Origin of the sequence: Legionella waltersii (assembly GCF_001468085.1) — a bacterium.
Taxonomy (GTDB): Bacteria; Pseudomonadota; Gammaproteobacteria; order Legionellales; family Legionellaceae; genus Legionella; species Legionella waltersii.
Window position 1 is genome coordinate 127,118 of the sequence record NZ_LNZB01000051.1, and the last position, 18,054, is coordinate 145,171.

Below are 18,054 nucleotides of genomic sequence, written 5' to 3' on the forward strand. Positions count from 1 at the left end.
TTTAATATCAAAGAATCATGACGACCAAAAAGCAATCCGACTCCACCATTGTATTTAACCGTAAAGCAGGCTTTGAGTATTTCATTGAAGATCAATATGAGGCCGGTATTGCGCTTGAGGGTTGGGAGGTTAAAAGCTTACGAGCTGGAAAAATTAATATTTCAGACTCTCATATTATCATTAAAAACGGAGAAGCCTTTTTATTGGGTGCCCAAATTAATCCTCTTCCAACCGTTTCGACGCACTTTATCCCCGATCCAATCAGAACGCGTAAGTTACTTCTTAATCGGAAAGAATTAAGCCATCTAATCGGTAGCGTAGAACGTCAAGGTTATACCATAGTTCCAATTTCTTTGTATTGGAAAAAAAACAAAATTAAAATTAAAATCGCTTTAGCGAAGGGCAAAAAAGAACATGACAAACGGGATGCCATCAAAGACAGAGATTGGAATAGAGATCGCTCTCGTTTAATGAAAAAGCACAGTTGAGGAGATAGAGAATGAATGTAGGTGAATATGTATCAGATTTTACCTTTGAAGGAACCAATGATCTCCATGCACGACTCAGTGATTATAAGGGAAAAATTGTCGTTCTCTACTTTTATCCTAAGGACTCTACCCCTGGCTGCACCACCGAGGGACAAAATTTCCGTGACGCATACTCTCAATTTCAATCCTTAAATTCAGTCATTTTTGGAATATCAAGAGACAGCCTAAAATCTCATGATAATTTCAAGTGCAAACAGGAATTTCCGTTTGAATTAATCAGTGATAAAGATGAGCAGTTGTGTAAACTCTTCGATGTGATTAAAATGAAATCAATGTACGGCAAACAAGTAAGAGGAATTGAACGGAGTACATTTATTATAGACCAAAAGGGTATTCTCAAACACGAGTGGCGTAAAGTAAGTGTACCTGGGCATGTGGATGAAGTGCTTAATGCAGTGAAGTCTATGGCCTAAAATTAGGCCTTATAACCATGAAGCAAAGGCTAAAATATGTTTATTCGCAATATGCAACTATTCATTGTTATTGCAGCATGCGTTCTAATTCTCATTGGAACAGATATTCTATTGCCTAGCCTTCCTCATATTGCCTACGATTTAGAAGTTTCAGCCAACGATGCCAAATTAATCATTTCCATGTTCATGATTGGACAGTTCGCCACTGTATTAATCTGGGGTATAGTTGCCGATCAAATAGGACGCAGAAAAACCCTTTTTCTAGGCATGCTCATTTTTTTAGTGGGATCTTTGTTAAACCTCATGACTGATTCCATTCAATTATTTCTGATTAGCCGGTTTATTCAAGGAGCAGGTGGCGTTGTAGTCCCTGTTGCAGGCTGGGCATTAATTCAAGATCTGTTTCCCAAAGATGCTGGAGCCCGAATCTTGACTTGGGTTGGGACGCTCACGGCAGTAATCCCTTTATTTGCTCCCGCTTTAGGTGGCAAGCTTGATGTCCTTTATGGTTGGCACTCTAATCTTTATTGCATTGCAGTCTATTCATTGATTCTAACCTTCATGATGCTGTGCTTGCCAAAACAAGCCTCTATCGCCAAAAGCGAAACCCCAAGGATAAAAAATCAATTGGTGAACTACTATTCCATCATTAAGAACAAAACCTTTATTTCTTATATCTCTTTGTTCGGCTTACTCAACTGTGGAGAATGGTGCTTCCTTACCGTAGCGCCCTTTTACTATTCCAATGTTCAAATTTCACCAGACCAAATGGGTTTACTCCTTATGTCTACATCAATGGGATTTGTCCTTGGATCATTGCTTGCTACCAAATTATTTAATCGCTTCGGCATAGACAAAACGATAGCACTAGGTATTCAGCTGGCTATCTTAAGTAGCCTTATGCTGTTGCTTGGCGTTTATTTCCATTGGAGTAATTACCAACTTTATAATGCCCTCGACATGGCTGTTTACATCATGAGTTCAGCCGTGCTTTGGGGAGCAACGACATCACGAGCCTTGCAATGTTTTGATGATTGTCGTGGTTCGGCATCCGCTGTTAGAAGCCTTATATTGCTTTGCTTCGCCTCATTCGGCACTTATATTGGACGCTTAATCGATCACCGAAACCTTTATTCTGTTGGGATCTTCTTGCTAATCATGGCGTTAGCAACTTGGTGGGTTTTTAATAATAAAGAGCTAAAAAGTCTGCGTTTAGTTGACGAATCTGCTTCTTGAGAGAATGATGGATACAACCAACAAAGGAGACGGACCCCAGTGGAGGCCGTCTCTGAGGGATCGACACCTATTATAGTGCCCCAACGAATCTCTTCTCTGAGGGTCAGTAAGCGTAGGTCCGGCGCTTCGCCGAATGGCGCTGCCTTAGCAGCATCATTCGTGAAAACGGATAGTTCCGTATCCGCTTGCTGACGCGCGCGGCTCGGTTCACTCCCTGCTGTGACTAGGATTTGATTCAGACAGCAAAGAAAGAACAGAGCCGCGCGCCAGCAAGCGGAGCGATGTGAGCCGTATAGATGAACCTAATCACACCGCTTAAGGCAGCGCCATTCGGCGAAGCACCCGACCTTTGGTATAAATGCCCCATTTTAAAAAATGAGTCGACCCCTCAGGGTCCGTCTCCCTCCCTATTTTTCGTTTGTTTATTGTTGTCCTTCCCATGCAATATAGTTCTTGACGTAAGCTTGCCAGCTCAGCACAATGGGAATAGGACTTAAAGTTCAAGGAGTTAAATAAAATCAAGGCATTTTGATCAAAGTCAACAGACCCTAGAATGAATCAAACCGATCTACTTCTTAGGCAGATATGAATTATTTAGTTAAAAAGGTGAATTTATGGACAATACCAATCGCAAACTGTTCGTGCTTGATACCAACATACTCATGCATGATCCTACTGCCATATACCATTTTGAAGAACACGACATCTATCTACCCATGGTTGTTCTTGAAGAATTAGATCGTCATAAAACAGGGACTTCTGAATTGGCTCGGAACGTTAGGCAAACTAACCGCATGTTGGTGGAACTAATGAGTAATGCAAGCCACGATCAAATCGTCTCTGGCTTAATTATTCCTTCTTACAGCAACAACCGTAGTGAAAAGAGCAGTGGTAGACTTTTTTTCCAAACGGATGAATTTGGTCAAGTCATTCCATCCACCTTGCCTGGCCATAAAGTAGATAATACTATTCTGGCTACTGCCTTGGGTCTCCAAAAAAAATATCAAGGACAAAAGCAGGTCATTATTATCTCTAAAGACATTAATCTCCGTATTAAAGCTGGTATATTAGGAATACATGCCGAAGACTATTACAATGACCAGGTACTTGATGATGTAAACCTGCTGCATCGTGGCTTGCACATCCTCGACAATAATTTTTGGGACACGCATGCAAAAGACATGGGATCATGGCAAGAAAGTGGGAAAACTTTTTACAAGGTTGCTGGTCCATTAGTCACTCAGTGGAATCATAACGATTGCATCAGCACTGAAGACAACCAATTCCAAGCCATCGTCAAAAAGATCGATGGAGACAATGCCATTGTTCAATTGGTACGAGATTACTCTCAATCCAAACATTCTGTCTGGGGTATTAATGCCCGCAATAGAGAGCAGAATTTTTCCTTAAACCTTCTTCTTGATCCTGAAATTGATTTTGTTAGTTTACAGGGATCAGCGGGAACCGGGAAGACACTTCTTACGATTGCTGCAGGTCTTACCCAAGTCATGGATCAAAATCGTTATACAGAAATTCTAATGACGCGCGTTACTATTCCAGTTGGTGAAGACATTGGATTCTTACCCGGTACTGAGGAAGAAAAAATGACTCCTTGGATGGGTGCTTTGATGGATAACCTAGAAGTACTCCATGGGTCACAAGTAGGAGGTAGCTTTGGTCGAGGAGCCACCCAAGATTTATTGCAACATAAAATTAAAATCCGCTCCCTCAACTTTATGCGAGGAAGAACTTTCTTAAACCGCTATATCATTATTGATGAAGCACAAAATTTAACTTCAAAACAAATTAAAACATTAGTTACAAGGGCTGGTCCTGGTAGTAAAATCATTTGCTTGGGTGATATCAAACAAATTGACACCCCTTATTTGACCGAAACGACTTCTGGATTAACTTATGCAGTGGATCGATTCAAGAGCTGGGAGCACAGTGCCCACATGACTTTAACCCGCGGTGAACGCTCAAGATTGGCATTTTATGCCGCTGAGCATTTGTAGTCTGCGAAACTCTATTGAGGATGTATCATAATGACTGAACAAGCCATTACTTTTGACGACGTTTTACTGGTGCCTTCTTATAACCACCATGAGTCTAGACGTGTAGTGGATACCAGCAGCACGGATCGCTTGGCTAAGCTCACGCTTAGCCTCCCCATCATCAGCGCGAACATGGACACAATTACTGAAAGCAACATGGCTAACTTTATGTCCAGCAAAGGTGCTATGGGCGCCTTGCATCGTTTTATGACGATTGAGGAAAACATTGCTGAATTTAAAAAATGCAAGGGACCAGCGTTTGTTTCTGTCGGCTGTACTGAAAATGAACTACAACGCGCAGAAGCTCTACGTGATGCAGGAGCAGATTATTATTGCGTCGACGTTGCTCATGCCCATGCAAAGTACGTTGGCAAAACACTGAAAAGTCTGCGCCAAATGCTAGGCAGCCGCTGCATTATGGCAGGAAATGTGGCCACCTATGCAGGAGCTGATTACCTAGCCTCTTGTGGAGCAGACATTATCAAAGCGGGTATCGGTGGAGGCTCTGTTTGCAGTACGCGTATAAAAACGGGCTTTGGTGTCCCTATGCTGACTTGTATTCAAGATTGTTCACGTTCCGATAGATCCATTGTTGCTGATGGTGGAATCAAAACCTCAGGAGACATCGTTAAGGCATTAGCTTTTGGCGCTGACTTTGTGATGATAGGGGGCATTTTAGCAGGAACAGCGCCTACTCCCGGAGAAGTGATTAAAAAATCAGATGGGACCAAAGTTAAACGATATCGTGGTATGGCATCAAAAGAAGCTCAGGAAGAATTTTTGGGGCAGATGCATGAATGGAAAACAGCCGAAGGAGTAGCCACGGACGTCCCCTATAAAGACGATCCTGATGCAATCATAGCTGATATTGTAGGTGGTTTGCGATCCGGATTGACCTATGCAGGCGCAGATTCGATCAGTGAGCTGCAAAGAAAATTGAATTACGTGATTGTCACACAGGCTGGTAGGATTGAGAGTTTACCTCATAAGCTGATGGAACGTATGTAGATTTAAACTAAGAGCCAATATTAGCTCTTAGTCAATAAACTTTAGGGATTAGAAATAGTAGGGGCTCTAACCCCTAGATCTGGAGTTGATTGGGGTGTTGGTTGCGTAGAAACTGAACCTTGATCAGGTCCAACTGATTCTTGTACCGCTTGTTGATCGGTTGCAGATACCTTGGTATTAGGCACTTGATCCATTTGTGTAGCCGGTGAATACACTTGTTGAGTGGTGTCTGTTGGAGTTGCGTCCTTCTGCGGATTTTCAGGGCCCTCTTGAACGGCGTCGACTGTTCCCTCTACTACCGGCTTCTCTGCCTGAATAGCTTGTTTCTGTTGATCTTGTGTTTTTTTAGCTTGGTCATCTTTTACAGTCTCTTGGTCATCTTTTTTTTGCTTAGCAGTTTGTTCCTCTTCCTTTTTTTCTTCTTTCTCTTTCTTTTTATCGTCTTTTTTGCCTGAGAGCATTTTATCTAGCGCCGATGCATAAGCAAGCTCCATCAATTGCATCATGCATTTGGCAAAATACATATTGGGATCTTTTTCATTTTCTAATTCTTTCTGTTTCTTTTCACTATCGGAATTAGCTATGGCATCCTTTGCCCAGTTTTTAATTTTATTCTTTATCCAGGATGGCTTTATTCCTTTCGCTGCAGGTCCTTCAGTTGCCGGGGCATCTGGTGCCGGGGTATCTGGTGCCGGGGTATCTGGTGTTGGAACATCTGGTGTCATCTCGCCCATAATAATTTTCCACAAAAGGTCTATTTAAATTATAGTAGTATATTTGCACTTATTCATTCTGACATTATAAATTCAATTATGCCTTTTTAAATGACTAATGCAATGTAATTAGTTAATAATATACCTTGATTATTGTTAATTTTTTAGCCTATTTACTGGTTTTAACGGTTTCTTTACTAAATAATTGTTTGATGGTTGTCGATCGGGTGTTGATTCAACCTCTTATCCGCTCCCTCACGGTCGCGGCTCAGATTAGCAGAGTACTAAGTGAAGGAGTGGATAGATTGGTCTGGGATTGGTCGGATTGGTCTGGGGACGGACCCCAGTGGGGTCCGTCCCCGCTCTTTTGCCATTTTGTTTTTTGTTTGCCCGATCTTTTAGTCCCTGCTCTTTTGTCCCCATTCCCTTCTCAATGTCGCGAATAACTGTCATCTTGTTATTACTATTTATCTTCCTCTATAATGATTTTATAGTACTCTAGATCGAAGTTTATCTAAGTCTTGTCATGTTGGGCCACCGCCCAACCCAATTCCATTCATTGGATTTATTTATATGAAAAAGGACGATTTCCGTTACATGCGACGAGGGAGGCACCTTTCAGGACTTGCACAAGATGAGTTGCAATTACTATCACCTATCCATCAAGAGAGTAAGACTAAAAAAAGAGCCCTGCTTGTTTTGCATGGATTTTCATCCTCCCCGGCGGTTTACCGTTATGTTATTCCTAAAATAAATCACTACGATGCGATTATTTGCCCTGTATTAGCAGGACATGCAGAAAGCATAGAAGCCTTCTCTCATTCTAAAGCTGCAGATTGGCTGCACTCTGCTCATCAAGCCTGCGCATCACTGGTGAGTCAATACAAAAAAGTCGATGTGCTCGGTTTATCACTAGGAGGCCTTCTAGCGTGTAAATTAAGCCAAGAATTCAAACTAAATCACTTGTTTTTGCTTGCTCCTGCTTTGCGACTCAATTTGCACATTAATACCATGCTCAAATTAGCACAGATTCTCAGATTCTTTGGGTTTCGTCATTTAAGAAACGCTGCCGGCAATTTAAAGACAAACGTTAATGCCGAAATTGCCTATAAAAAATTACCTATATCAACCATCATCGAAATGCTGTTATTGGCTCAGAGTTATGAGTGGGTTCCTCCGTCATGCCCGGTGGATTTATTTCTTGGTGCCCATGATCAAGTTGTTGCCTCTAAGGAAGTGGAACAGCTGTTTATGAACTTGCCTAATGTAACGATTCACTGGCTACAAGAGTCAGCCCATGTTTTACCATTAGATAACGATCTTGAACAAATTATTGATTGCATTAATGCAGTAAAATAAACAACTGGATAAGATCTTCTAAATTCCTGCGTCTTTTCTTGATTACTCTAAAAATATACTGCATATTATGCGCTCAATATGCAGTATAGGAAACAATGATGTTTAGTAAATACAATACTCCACGCCCCGACACTTCCGCTGTAGTTGGTGTTGTCAGTTGTGTTGCGGCCCTAGCCACCGTTTTATTACTGAAAGCAATGTCTTCAGAAGAAGTCAAATTCGAACCTTATTTAATATTGAATGGCACTTTAGACTTTTATCCGTCCAATGATGATTATGACATTCAAAGCGATGATGAAGACGAAACTCCCTTCCAATTTCAATTCTAATTGGGACACCCAGTTGGTCCACCAACTGGGCATATGTTGAGAAATAGCCGGCCTCCCGATAGTCTCTAAGGCATTTGCTTGTTGTAGCGGGTAAAATCTTTAAGCTCTAATTGATCCCACTCACGCATATCCAGAACCGAGCCGTTGTAAGCCATAAAGTCCGCTCTGGTTTTGGATAGGTTGTAATAGTAAATATCACTAGCATCCGATGCCAAGCTACTTTGATGGTTCACTGCTGAGATCTCTGCAACCGACTTATCATGTGTTTTAACAAAACTTCGATCTGCTCTTAGGTATCGGCCTTTGAACAAAGCAAAATCCCATAATTCAACACTTAATCGGCTAACTACCCCTGCTAAATATATTTTGGCAGCGTTTTCCGCATGAATGGTTAAGTTAGGGCTACGCACCCAATACATCGTTAATATTCCCTTCCCAGCAACATTTAAGGTACTTATATTGATGATTCCAGCCATTTGAATTTTAGGATCATCTTCCATTGTAATCTGCAGGTTCTGACCATTAACCCCGCTGATTTTAATTAAACCCCCACCTTTGGCCACTAGTTGATGTAAACCAATGCTTCCACCAAGGGTTGTAGTTCCTTGATTGGATAAATACAAATCCAAGTAATTGGTATTAAGTTGTGTCCCAGTAATCACTCCCGCACCATTAAAACGGAATCGATTTAAAGCTCGGGTTTGAATGTCGATATGTACCGCCCCGTGATCCGGATAACCCTTGCCGATGGAAACGTACAGAGTATTGTTGTTTACAACAGTTCGCACTTGCGCCAGATCGACTGGATCACCAGTCAGAATAGCCTGAGGCTTTTTATACCCAGTATGGAGACTGACGTTTATATTTCCTTGGACTTCAACCTGATTAAAAGAAGAAACCTGTCTAAATTGCTTTGAGCTGCTGCTTGATTTTTTCAAGACTGGGGGTGCTTCTTTAGTAGAAGTATGATGTGAACAGCTTACTGAAAATAATAAACATATAATCAATAAATAGCACCGCTTTAACATGTTGATAATCCCTATTCCAATTATCTCTCTACATTAGAGGAAGTTTTGACAATGTGCAAGGCATAGCTAGGCCTAACCTAGCTTGAACCTAACAGATCTAGTTCGTTGGTAGTAAATTTTCTCTACTAAAATTCGATATAGTTATGCTACTGTTGCAATAATCCTGGTGTTGGTGATCTACCGTTGCTTTATCGACTAAAGATTGTATCGATGCTTGATAAGAAATAACAGCAGGTAACTGAATATAGATATCAACCAAAATTCCATTTTTGCAACTTAGAGTGATTTTATCGGAATTGTCTTTGCCAAAAGACTGCTTAATGGCTTCTCGCAAATCACTTAATTTAACGATTTCGCCACTATGATCGGTCAAATATTTTCCGAAGATAGTTTCATTCATTTCTTTGGTTAATCGAATCGCAAGGCTGAAATACTCATCGCTGGTATAACTCTGACAAGTACCATGTTTATTCCATTCATGACGCTCTAAACAGCTTCCATAATTGTAACTTGGCATTGTCTTTTTTAAATCATTGGACACTGCTGTGGATAGATCTACTGGTGAATAATCACAATGACTTGACTTAGGCATTACTCCACAATACCCATAGTTATGACCACAAGCATCTTGATTAGGCCATAATCCATGCAAGCTTAAGTGGTTTACTTGATACGATTTTTTAGATAATTTCAGGCACTCTGGTTTACCAACTTCCACACCGTAAGTTTCACAAAATCCCGGCTGGGAACTTAACGCTAGTACGTGAGCATCCGCCATTCCAGGCGAGAGCTCACAGTGACTTTTTCCGTGCTCCGTGTACTCAACAGTTCCACAATCAATTTTTACCCAGCGTAATGATTTTGGGTCTTCTGAATATTGAATTCGTAACCAATCTGGTGGTGTTTTATTAATTTCTTTCAGGGGATATTGCTGCCCTGGTTCAGTCTTTAAATCACCAGGATTTGTTTTTTGATTCTTAGAAAGGTATGCCGGGCACGATTTGGTCGCCAGAAGGGAGCCACTGACAGAGGTTGATGCATTAATACTAAAAGAAAAGCTCAATATGAGCAGGCTGATTAGTTTTATCATATATGCATCCTGACCATTATTTGGTAAGTCAAGTATACCTGATTCAGAAGTGATTTCTAGTACCTATTTCAACTTAATTCGATCAAATAAGTGCTTATTTTTATTAAATAAAATCGGATTGATTTCGGATAATCCATGATGGAAAATTCTGATCCTTTTTGAGATTCGTAGCGGGAATTTTTAGGTGGATTTGATTAGATTCATGTTATCCGCTCCCTGATGGTCGCGGATAATGAATTATGCTTTGGATTTCGTCATTGCAAAAGCAATGTTGGCTTGTTAGATAGCTGTAACTTCTTCGGCCTGCAATCCTTTAGCACCTTTGGTTACGATAAACTCTACTTTTTGGCCTTCTACCAGAGTTTTACGTCCTGCAGTACTAATAATTGATCGGAAGTGGACAAATACATCATCTTGACCATTATCACGACTAATAAAACCATAACCTTTATCATCATTAAACCACTTTACGTGGCCTGTTTCTTTTGCTGACATTTCACATTTCCAAATTAAATTAAACAAACACCTGTTCCAAATTCTCAATAAAAAACACGGAAATACTTAAGAGAATTTTACCAAATACAGTTTTTATATCAAAAATCATTATTAAACAAGCCATCCTATTATATTACACAACCCTACAAATAGCTAGGATTCTGTACAATTTTTTTAATTTATAACCCGTATTTCGTTCTCCTGAAGCAACACTGGACTCTCTTTTACAAGACGAATGGAAACCCCAAAGTCCCGCCAATCGAACTTTTTAATGAGCGAGTTTAGATGGACTAAATGCCCGAATTAACAATGTCTTTTAACGAAGAGAGTGGGATTTTTCGTAAGCATTTCAAGCACCAAGTGCTCCAAATAAAATAGATAAGTTCGAACAATCACCCCCATCCGCCCTTCGTGCACCTTCTCCTCATTCCTGGTGCGAAGGGGAAATTGAAGGGAGTTATTTAGAAGTCTTGTTTTAATTAAGATCGTTTTGCTTACCTTTGGATTAACCTTGCGCGAGTAATGGGGAATGAAAGCTGGGTAGTTTTTCTTGTAATTGCTCAGCAAGGGACAGTAAAAGCAAATCTTTATTCTTCCCAGATCCTAGTTGAATCGAGATGGGTAGATTCTCATGCAATAACACAGGAATTGTCATTGCAGGTAAGCCCGCTTGATTGAATAAAGACGTGAATGGAGAAAACTGCACATTTTGTTTTAAATAGTGGTTAAACTCCATGTCTGTCCTTAATTCTCCTATCAGCAAGGGTTTTTGAGCTAAGGACGGCGTCACAATTAAATCGATTTTCTCAAGCAGTTGATGAAGTGGTCTTAATGATTGATACAGTGTATTCTTAGCCTTAATTAACTCATAGGCGCTAATGGATTTGCCCCTGTAATAAAACTCCCAAGTCACAGGTTCAAGTTCATCTTGATCAGGCTTTCGTCCTATTTCTAATTCTTGACCTCTTACCTTAGCAAAGGTATTGGCTGCGATTAAAGTCATTGCTGATTGTCCAATTGCATCAAGATCTAGGTCTAAACGTGATCTCGTCAGCTTATGCCCTAAAGACTTGAGTAACTCTTTTACAGAGTTGACTGCCTCAATGTATTCTTGAGCTACAGGGACGTCTGAAAATGCACCCTCAATTTCGGTAATCATCAGCTTTTTTTGGGTGTTAGGGTGAATAGGTAGATCCGGCACAACTCTCTTATAAATCTCAACAGAATCTCGAATTGATCGTGACAATAGAAAATTAGTTGCTAAGCCTGACCACAACTCATCAACCAATGGCCCAGAGGGAATTAACCCAGTCGTTGGTTTAAAGCCAAATAAACCACAACATGAAGCAGGTATACGAATTGAACCACCGCCATCACTCGCTGTTGCAATGGGTGCGATGCCAGCAGCAATTGCCGCTGCAGATCCCCCTGAAGAACCGCCCGCAGTTCGATTTGCATCATAAGGATTTCTGCATGGGCCAAGTAATGTAGATTCAGTGACATAGGACAACCCCAATTCGGGGGTATTGGTTTTCGCAAAGGGTATAAAACCAAGATTCATTAGTTTTTCAATAAAATCACTCGTATCCGTTGCTAAATGACTGGAGAAAAAATGAGACCCGTCGGTTGTTGTTAATCCTTTTAAGCCATGTCCTAAATCTTTGACTACCATAGGAACACCATAATAAGGTTCCTTTCCAGTAAGTCTTGTTAAACAGTCGTATGCAAAATCAGTGCAATCCAATACAACGGCATTTAATAAGGGATTAACCTGCTCTATCCTTGCCTTAGCACAGTCTAGAAGAGCTTGTGGACTCGTTTTGCCGCTTTTTATCAGATGTGCAAGATCATGGGCATCATAACGGATATACTCATCGACTAACATTCTAAGCCTCGGAATTAATACTTATGCTCATAACTATAGTCAATTTTAAGCAAATCGGTAGACTTGTTTATGTTGGGTTTATTGGCGGTAAACTATTATTCTTTCGCCGGCTCCCTACATCACTTTTTTGCACCGCTTTCACTGCCCTCCATAACTCATCTCCTCGCCAGAGTGTTTTATCATGACTTTTGTAGATGACTTGGGTCAATAAGTTCAATTGTTTTTTCAAATGAATATCCCGTACTATCCTGGCAAGATCACTAAGGTTCAATAATGGTGCATCAGGCCACTGCAACGCAGCCCATTTGAGAACCGCATCTCTTGCTTTTTCTGGCTCACCTTTTTGACACGCTTTATTTAATTCATGCAATGCTTTTTTATAGGAGCGTCTGTTTGAAAAACCAAGATGTTTATGAAAGAAAAACAATCCAAGAGTAGCTACCCACGCTGATGCGAAGAAGAGGGCTAAAGCCCATGACCAATTCCAAGATTGCTCTTGATCGTGACTGGCTCCTTTATCTTCAATCGTTGGCGCTACAACAGAACTGCTCTTTTCCTGCATGTTCGATTTGGAAATAGTTGCAGTTGCAGAAGGGGTGATATCAATACTACGAGGAGGCAATACTGCAATTTCCTGTTTTCCTGTTTCAGTATTAAACCAAGGTAAACGTAATTCAGGAATAGTTGTTTTTCCTGCTTTATTGAATAAATAAGTGACTTTAAGCTCAACGCTACCAACTAATTTTCCCTGCTTTATTTCATTTTTTTCAGCGCCTTTTTCTGGATAGACATTAAATGCGTCAGTTTCAGCAAAGTTCAATGTCGGTAATAACTGGGCTGGAATAGCCACTGCTTCCAAAGTGATTGTGCGGGTCAACGTACTTCCTTGGGCGATGCTTTGACTTGTATTTTCGTAGTGCTCGGTCAAATGAACTTGGGTAGCGGGCAACCATTCTTTTCCTTGATATTCCTTTGGGGCTGGCTGAACAGTAAGTTCTATTGTCTTATCCTGCGCTTTAACCTTTTGGGGATTATAATCATAAACGATGGCATTGAAAGTTGGAGAAACGATACGCAGGACTCCACTTTTTTGAGGATATATTGCGTAGATTTGCTCTTCCACTACATAGTTAATGTTGTTTTGCACCTCATGATAGCGTCTAGCCTCCCCTAAAGGTATTAATAAGGCATCATCCACTTTCGGACCTTGATAGTCCGTATCTAAGAATCGTTTGCTGATGTACAGTTTAACCTTGTAAATGATCTGTTGATTGACGTATGGTTTTTTTTGATCAACCTCAGTGATCAACATCACATCTTGTTGCTGGACTGCTGTATCCTTTGCAGTTGATGTATCTCCTGCTCCCTGGACATTAATTGTCAGAGGAGCGCTTTGCTCAACGCCTACTTTAATTGAAGGTATTGTAATAGCTCCATTTTTTAAAGCCCTCAAAAGCACTGTCCACTGACTCTGATACTGAGTTTGTCCATTGATTACCGTGTAATTCACTTGCCTCTCGGTCCCTAAAATTGCAAAATCTTTTTGCAACACACTTAAGTCAGGAACCCCACCTTCTTTGTTATTTTCCTGAACTATCAATAACCTAAAGGTTTCACCCATAGTCACTTCAGGAGGATCTATTTGTACCTGAACCTCTGACCATGCATTAATAGTAACCAGGAATAAACACCATGCTATTCGTTTTTTCATTGATACCACCCACGTTCTCTGCGTAAATGATCCCGTAAAAATTTTTCCCTTAATAATCCACCTGGATCATCTGGAATTAAACGCAACCATTGTTCCTTTGCGAGTTCTTGCTCTTGCTGCGAAGTTGATTGTTCCTCACCCTCTTGCTTATTGCCTTTATCGCTATCTTTAGACTGCTGTTGTTGCTCTTTTATCGTTTGATTGTCTTGTTTTTCATTTTGTTTTTGTTGGGCCTGTTGATTCTGCTGATTCTGCTGATTCTGCTGATTCTGCTGATTCTGCTGATTCTGCTGATTCTGCTGATTCTGCTGATTCTGCTGATTCTGTTGATTCTGTTGATTCTGTTGATTCTGTTGATTCTGTTGATTCTGTTGATTCTGTTGATTCTGTTGATTCTGTTGATTCTGTTGATTCTGTTGATTTTTTTGACTTTGGGTGTCTTGATTTTTATTCGACTTACTCTCGTTATCTTTTTTTAGTAACTCACTGATTAATTTTCGATTATATAATGCATCTTTGTCATTTGGATCTAATTTCAATGCATTATCATAGGCATTTAAAGCTTGTTCATACTGCCCGAGATGTGCTAATGCATTGCCTTGATTGTAAAAGCCTTTCTGAGTTTTTAAATCTCCATAGAGTTTGGCGGCTTGTTCATAATCTCCAGATCGATAAGCGGCCGTTGCTGACCAGTCGCTTTGCTCAAACAGTTCTTTCGCTTTTTTGTATTGCCCTTTATTCATTAATTGTTGACCTTGTTGATCGGGCGTAAACCATAAATCACTCCAGCTAAACGCATATGCTTGAAGGGATGTAGCCAGCAAAATTAAACGCAAGAATCCACGCATCATAGTTTTACTCTCTGCAACCAACCGCGTTGAAATAAGGGTAATAACAACAATAGCGCAGGTATTAAAAACCAGCGCCCTTCATCACGCCATAAAGGGATATCGTCTTCTTCGTTGAGTGCAAACTGCTCATTGCCCTTTGTTGCAGCAAGCCATTGTTGCAAATCACTATCGTCTGAGCTGTATTTTAAAAGTTGCCCCTTACCCGCTGTGGCAAATTGTCCAAACAGTGGATTCAAATTGCTGTCTGCTCTTATCGGCATTATTGATGAAATTAGACCTAATTTAGACAATTGATTAGCCTTTTCTATTGCTTCTTTAGAAGGCACTTCTGCTGTTAGAACCAGGATTTGTCCTTGTTGGTAGCCCGCTTCCTTAACTAATTTACTCGCCTCTTTCAACGCGCTATCTAAGTTATAACCTTCCACAGGCATAACATCAGGTGTTAAATTCGATAACAAGGCTGAAATAGTTTGTCCATCATCCGTTAAAGGGGATACGACAAATGGCTCGCTTGTAAACGCGATTAAACCAAATTGACCCACATCCTTATGCGCCAATAAATCGCGTAACTTAAATTTAGCTCGGCTTAAACGATTTGGAGACAGATCACCTGACAGCATATTGTCAGACATATCCAGCAATAACACTCTTGGTTGTACCGCCTTGAAGAGGGGCACAGGCATTTTATGCCAAGTAGGGCCAGAAATACCTAAAATCATAAAAAAAATACTGAACAACAGAAAAGAAAATGAAAACATTCTCTTTCCATGACCTTTGCTCTGAATTAAATGATCGAGTAGATGGCTATCGCAAACATCACTCCAGGCATAGAGCTTCGGATTCTGTTGCCAAAGGATTTTTACTAAAAGCAATAAAGGGATGATCATCAATAACCACCAAGGCCTTAAAAAATGAAAGTCTGCTATCATGATCGAAGCACCTCTTTGTTTTTGAAAGGAGTGCGGTAACGACTAAAAATGTCACTTCTGCCCAATAGCCAATAAAAACTCAGCAGGATGGCGACACCTAAAAACCAAGGGTAATACTCTTTCTGGGGTTTTATGGTTGCCTGTTCCTGCTTCACGGTTTCCAATTGACTGATTGTTTTATAAATAGTTTGCAAAGACTCAGGATCCGTTGCCCTGAAATATCGTCCACCGGTCAGATCAGCCATCGACTGTAGAGTGGGCTCATCCAATTCAGCAGCAACATTTGGAGCAAAAATGCCATTCGCAAATGCCCCGGGGTTAGCCTCTGAACCCAAACCAATTGTATATATCTTTATTCCATCTTGTTTGGCTAAAGTGGCTGCCTTTAAAGGTTCCAATACTCCAGAGTTATTTGCACCATCCGTTAACAATATAATCACTCTCCCTTGATTAGGAACTTCTTGTAGGCGTTTAACTGCTAAGCCTACTGCGTCTCCAATCGAAGTGGTTTTACCTGCTAAGCCAGCAGTAGCATCCTCTATTCGCATCAAGACATTGTGACGATCATAGGTCAAGGGGGTTTGGAGATAGGCTCTTGTTCCAAAGAGAATCAAACCAATTCGATCCCCGCTCCTTTCTTCAACAAATTCTTCAGCTGCTCGTTTCACCACGGCCAAACGGCTAACCGGACGTCCGTGCATCAACATGTCTGTAACTTCCATGCTTCCGGAAAGGTCTAAAACTAACATGATGTTATAGCCTTCACGCTCAATAGGTCTAGGCTCACCTACCCAACGAGGTCCAGATAGAGCAATAACTAATAACAACCATATTAACGCTGGAATTAATAATAATGATTGGGCTGATATTGAACGCTTCTCTTGTTCTACGATACTTAACATCGCCTCAAAAAATGGCACTTTTAACGCCGCAGGTAAATAAATTTTTGCTCGTGGCAACAGAAACCAGCACAGCAGAGGCAAAGGAATCAACAATAAAATCCAAGGCGAAGCTAATTCGAACAAGGTACACCTCTTTGTTTTATCCACTTCTCTGCACGAACAATCAGTGGCTGAACATTAATTGTCTCCGATTGTTTAAATGGCGTTTCAGAAAGCATTGTATTCACTGGCTTAAAATCAACTCCTTTCGCTGTTTTATTAAGGAACTGTATCCACGTATCTCCATGCATGCTAGCAACATCCATCCGCGGATAATAAACCAAAGCTACACGCTTTAATAACTCTGACACTCTCGCACTGGCCAATTGCGCATTTTTATCTTTCGCGTATTGTTCCTTATAATTTTGCAACAAGCGAAGCGCTTGCTTTTTGGGCAATGAGTTGACATGTCGTTTCATCAAGTAAACGAATAAACCAAAGAAAAACAACAAAGCAATGACCACTAATACATACCAGCCAGGAGCTAAGGGCCACCATCCTACAGGGTCTGGTAGATGAATATCTTTTAATTGTGCCAAAGGTTCAGTATTAGCCACGGACCCTCCTAGGAAAGGTCAACCTAACTAATTGGGGTAAATTCATGTCAGAGGTCACCTGAATATACTGAATTTGCAACCGTTTGAATTGCTCTTTTAACCGTTCTACACGTTGATAACAGTATCGTTCATAAGCCGAGTTCACTCGCTCAATGCCAGTATCTAATAGGATTTCTTGATGGCCATTTGTAATGGCATATTGCTGTGGTTTGGGAGGGACCAATTCAATCATATCACAAACATGATAGGCCAAAATATCATTATGCACAGCAAGTCTATTTAAATGCTTTTCACTTTCTTCATCCATGGAGTAAAAATCGGAGATCATTACCACAATGCTTCCAGGTCGTACAACACGCCTCAATCTTGTCAATGCATCGCTTAGCAATCGAGGTTTTTCCTCCCTTTGAGATTCTGTTTGATCGGTATAATGACTTAATGAGGCCAATAAAGGTAAAACACCTGCATCTCGGCTTCGAGGAGTGAATTCACTATGTTCTGAGGCTGAAAAAAAGAAACCACCGACTCTATCGCCCTGTTTGATTACAGTCCAAGCTAAAATAGTTGCAAGTCGAGCTGCAACAACGGATTTAAAGGCAATGCGAGTACCAAAAATCATAGAGGGGTTAAAATCAGCTAAGATAACGACAGGTCTTTCTCGCTCTTCCTGGTAAATCTTAACGTGTGGCCTTCCTGTTCGAGCAGTAACTCGCCACTCCATATGACGGATTTCATCACCTGCCTGATAGTTACGGACCTCAGCAAAATCCATTCCTCTGCCACGAAATTTAGAAATATGACTTCCAGAACGTACGGCTCTCCCTTCAGGCCGGTACAAGGCCGAATGGGCATAACGTCTAAGATCGATCAGTTCGCTTAATTCCGCAACCACACCATCAGTCATTTT

At 40.7% G+C, this 18,054-nt stretch carries 18 protein-coding genes; 7 read left to right on the forward strand and 11 right to left on the reverse strand.

Going from position 1 to position 18,054, the window contains the following annotated elements; all coding sequences use genetic code 11:
* Positions 1 to 17 precede the first annotated feature (17 nt).
* The 5 genes from smpB to Lwal_RS10300 all read left to right on the forward strand — a co-directional run bounded on the left by smpB (position 18) and on the right by Lwal_RS10300 (position 5,259).
* Positions 18 to 488 carry an SsrA-binding protein SmpB gene (smpB, locus tag Lwal_RS10280; RefSeq protein WP_058480711.1) on the forward strand — a complete coding sequence of 157 codons (471 nt, stop codon included), beginning with the start codon at positions 18 to 20 and terminating at the stop codon, positions 486 to 488.
* Between the two features lie 11 nt (positions 489 to 499).
* Positions 500 to 961, forward strand: a complete 462-nt coding sequence (locus tag Lwal_RS10285) for a peroxiredoxin (protein WP_058480712.1) — start codon at positions 500 to 502, stop codon at positions 959 to 961.
* Between the two features lie 36 nt (positions 962 to 997).
* Entirely contained in the window at positions 998 to 2,197 is a 1,200-nt protein-coding gene (locus tag Lwal_RS10290; RefSeq protein WP_058480713.1) for an MFS transporter, read from the forward strand.
* A gap of 614 nt (positions 2,198 to 2,811) precedes the next feature.
* On the forward strand, positions 2,812 to 4,212 hold the full coding sequence (locus Lwal_RS10295; RefSeq protein ID WP_058480714.1) for a PhoH family protein: 1,401 nt from the start codon (positions 2,812 to 2,814) through the stop codon (positions 4,210 to 4,212).
* Between the two features lie 30 nt (positions 4,213 to 4,242).
* The gene (locus Lwal_RS10300; RefSeq protein WP_058480715.1) at positions 4,243 to 5,259 is read left to right on the forward strand and encodes a guanosine monophosphate reductase; all 1,017 of its coding nucleotides are present in this window, start codon (positions 4,243 to 4,245) and stop codon (positions 5,257 to 5,259) included.
* A gap of 41 nt (positions 5,260 to 5,300) precedes the next feature.
* Here Lwal_RS10300 and Lwal_RS10305 read toward each other — a convergent pair whose 3' ends face one another.
* On the reverse strand, positions 5,301 to 5,993 hold the full coding sequence (locus tag Lwal_RS10305) for a hypothetical protein (RefSeq protein WP_058480716.1): 693 nt from the start codon (positions 5,991 to 5,993) through the stop codon (positions 5,301 to 5,303).
* Positions 5,994 to 6,545: 552 nt separating this feature from the next.
* On the opposite strand from Lwal_RS10305, the gene Lwal_RS10315 reads away from it, so the two are divergent.
* Positions 6,546 to 7,331 (forward strand): alpha/beta hydrolase, encoded by a 786-nt coding sequence (locus Lwal_RS10315; RefSeq protein ID WP_058480718.1) that lies wholly within the window; start codon positions 6,546 to 6,548, stop codon positions 7,329 to 7,331.
* A gap of 98 nt (positions 7,332 to 7,429) precedes the next feature.
* The gene (locus Lwal_RS10320; RefSeq protein ID WP_058480719.1) at positions 7,430 to 7,660 is read left to right on the forward strand and encodes a hypothetical protein; all 231 of its coding nucleotides are present in this window, start codon (positions 7,430 to 7,432) and stop codon (positions 7,658 to 7,660) included.
* A 65-nt stretch (positions 7,661 to 7,725) separates the two neighbouring features.
* Here Lwal_RS10320 and Lwal_RS10325 read toward each other — a convergent pair whose 3' ends face one another.
* From Lwal_RS10325 to Lwal_RS10370, 10 genes are all read right to left on the reverse strand, one after another.
* Positions 7,726 to 8,688 carry a GIN domain-containing protein gene (locus Lwal_RS10325; protein WP_058480720.1) on the reverse strand — a complete coding sequence of 321 codons (963 nt, stop codon included), beginning with the start codon at positions 8,686 to 8,688 and terminating at the stop codon, positions 7,726 to 7,728.
* Between the two features lie 97 nt (positions 8,689 to 8,785).
* Entirely contained in the window at positions 8,786 to 9,778 is a 993-nt protein-coding gene (locus tag Lwal_RS10330) for a ribonuclease T2 family protein (RefSeq protein WP_058480721.1), read from the reverse strand.
* 279 nt (positions 9,779 to 10,057) lie between these two features.
* Positions 10,058 to 10,273, reverse strand: coding sequence for a cold-shock protein (locus tag Lwal_RS10335; RefSeq protein ID WP_058480722.1), 216 nt, complete (start codon positions 10,271 to 10,273; stop codon positions 10,058 to 10,060).
* A 505-nt stretch (positions 10,274 to 10,778) separates the two neighbouring features.
* Positions 10,779 to 12,158, reverse strand: coding sequence for an amidase (locus Lwal_RS10340; protein ID WP_058480723.1), 1,380 nt, complete (start codon positions 12,156 to 12,158; stop codon positions 10,779 to 10,781).
* 67 nt (positions 12,159 to 12,225) lie between these two features.
* Positions 12,226 to 13,869: a BatD family protein gene (locus tag Lwal_RS10345; protein WP_058480724.1), complete on the reverse strand. Its 1,644-nt coding sequence runs from the start codon at positions 13,867 to 13,869 to the stop codon at positions 12,226 to 12,228.
* A complete protein-coding gene (locus Lwal_RS10350; RefSeq protein WP_058480725.1) occupies positions 13,866 to 14,720 on the reverse strand; it encodes a tetratricopeptide repeat protein in 855 nt (284 codons plus the stop codon). The genes Lwal_RS10345 and Lwal_RS10350 overlap by 4 nt, the downstream gene beginning before the upstream one ends.
* Positions 14,717 to 15,649, reverse strand: coding sequence for a vWA domain-containing protein (locus Lwal_RS10355; RefSeq protein WP_058480726.1), 933 nt, complete (start codon positions 15,647 to 15,649; stop codon positions 14,717 to 14,719). The genes Lwal_RS10350 and Lwal_RS10355 overlap by 4 nt, the downstream gene beginning before the upstream one ends.
* The gene (locus Lwal_RS10360) at positions 15,646 to 16,674 is read right to left on the reverse strand and encodes a vWA domain-containing protein (RefSeq protein ID WP_058480727.1); all 1,029 of its coding nucleotides are present in this window, start codon (positions 16,672 to 16,674) and stop codon (positions 15,646 to 15,648) included. The genes Lwal_RS10355 and Lwal_RS10360 overlap by 4 nt, the downstream gene beginning before the upstream one ends.
* On the reverse strand, positions 16,662 to 17,147 hold the full coding sequence (locus Lwal_RS10365; protein ID WP_058480728.1) for a DUF4381 domain-containing protein: 486 nt from the start codon (positions 17,145 to 17,147) through the stop codon (positions 16,662 to 16,664). The genes Lwal_RS10360 and Lwal_RS10365 overlap by 13 nt, the downstream gene beginning before the upstream one ends.
* The gene (locus Lwal_RS10370; protein WP_058480729.1) at positions 17,140 to 18,051 is read right to left on the reverse strand and encodes a DUF58 domain-containing protein; all 912 of its coding nucleotides are present in this window, start codon (positions 18,049 to 18,051) and stop codon (positions 17,140 to 17,142) included. The genes Lwal_RS10365 and Lwal_RS10370 overlap by 8 nt, the downstream gene beginning before the upstream one ends.
* Positions 18,052 to 18,054: the final 3 nt, after the last annotated feature.

Excerpts from the sequence above, each read along its gene's own strand:
- smpB (WP_058480711.1), top strand. The coding sequence starts at position 18 with ATGACGACCAAAAAGCAATCCGACTCCACCATTGTATTTAACCGTAAA.
- Lwal_RS10285 (WP_058480712.1), top strand. The coding sequence starts at position 500 with ATGAATGTAGGTGAATATGTATCAGATTTTACCTTTGAAGGAACCAAT.
- Lwal_RS10290 (WP_058480713.1), top strand. The coding sequence starts at position 998 with ATGTTTATTCGCAATATGCAACTATTCATTGTTATTGCAGCATGCGTT.
- Lwal_RS10295 (WP_058480714.1), top strand. The coding sequence starts at position 2,812 with ATGGACAATACCAATCGCAAACTGTTCGTGCTTGATACCAACATACTC.
- Lwal_RS10300 (WP_058480715.1), top strand. The coding sequence starts at position 4,243 with ATGACTGAACAAGCCATTACTTTTGACGACGTTTTACTGGTGCCTTCT.
- Lwal_RS10305 (WP_058480716.1), bottom strand. The coding sequence starts at position 5,993 with ATGGGCGAGATGACACCAGATGTTCCAACACCAGATACCCCGGCACCA.
- Lwal_RS10315 (WP_058480718.1), top strand. The coding sequence starts at position 6,546 with ATGAAAAAGGACGATTTCCGTTACATGCGACGAGGGAGGCACCTTTCA.
- Lwal_RS10320 (WP_058480719.1), top strand. The coding sequence starts at position 7,430 with ATGTTTAGTAAATACAATACTCCACGCCCCGACACTTCCGCTGTAGTT.
- Lwal_RS10325 (WP_058480720.1), bottom strand. The coding sequence starts at position 8,688 with ATGTTAAAGCGGTGCTATTTATTGATTATATGTTTATTATTTTCAGTA.
- Lwal_RS10330 (WP_058480721.1), bottom strand. The coding sequence starts at position 9,778 with ATGATAAAACTAATCAGCCTGCTCATATTGAGCTTTTCTTTTAGTATT.
- Lwal_RS10335 (WP_058480722.1), bottom strand. The coding sequence starts at position 10,273 with ATGTCAGCAAAAGAAACAGGCCACGTAAAGTGGTTTAATGATGATAAA.
- Lwal_RS10340 (WP_058480723.1), bottom strand. The coding sequence starts at position 12,158 with ATGTTAGTCGATGAGTATATCCGTTATGATGCCCATGATCTTGCACAT.
- Lwal_RS10345 (WP_058480724.1), bottom strand. The coding sequence starts at position 13,869 with ATGAAAAAACGAATAGCATGGTGTTTATTCCTGGTTACTATTAATGCA.
- Lwal_RS10350 (WP_058480725.1), bottom strand. The coding sequence starts at position 14,720 with ATGATGCGTGGATTCTTGCGTTTAATTTTGCTGGCTACATCCCTTCAA.
- Lwal_RS10355 (WP_058480726.1), bottom strand. The coding sequence starts at position 15,649 with ATGATAGCAGACTTTCATTTTTTAAGGCCTTGGTGGTTATTGATGATC.
- Lwal_RS10370 (WP_058480729.1), bottom strand. The coding sequence starts at position 18,051 with ATGACTGATGGTGTGGTTGCGGAATTAAGCGAACTGATCGATCTTAGA.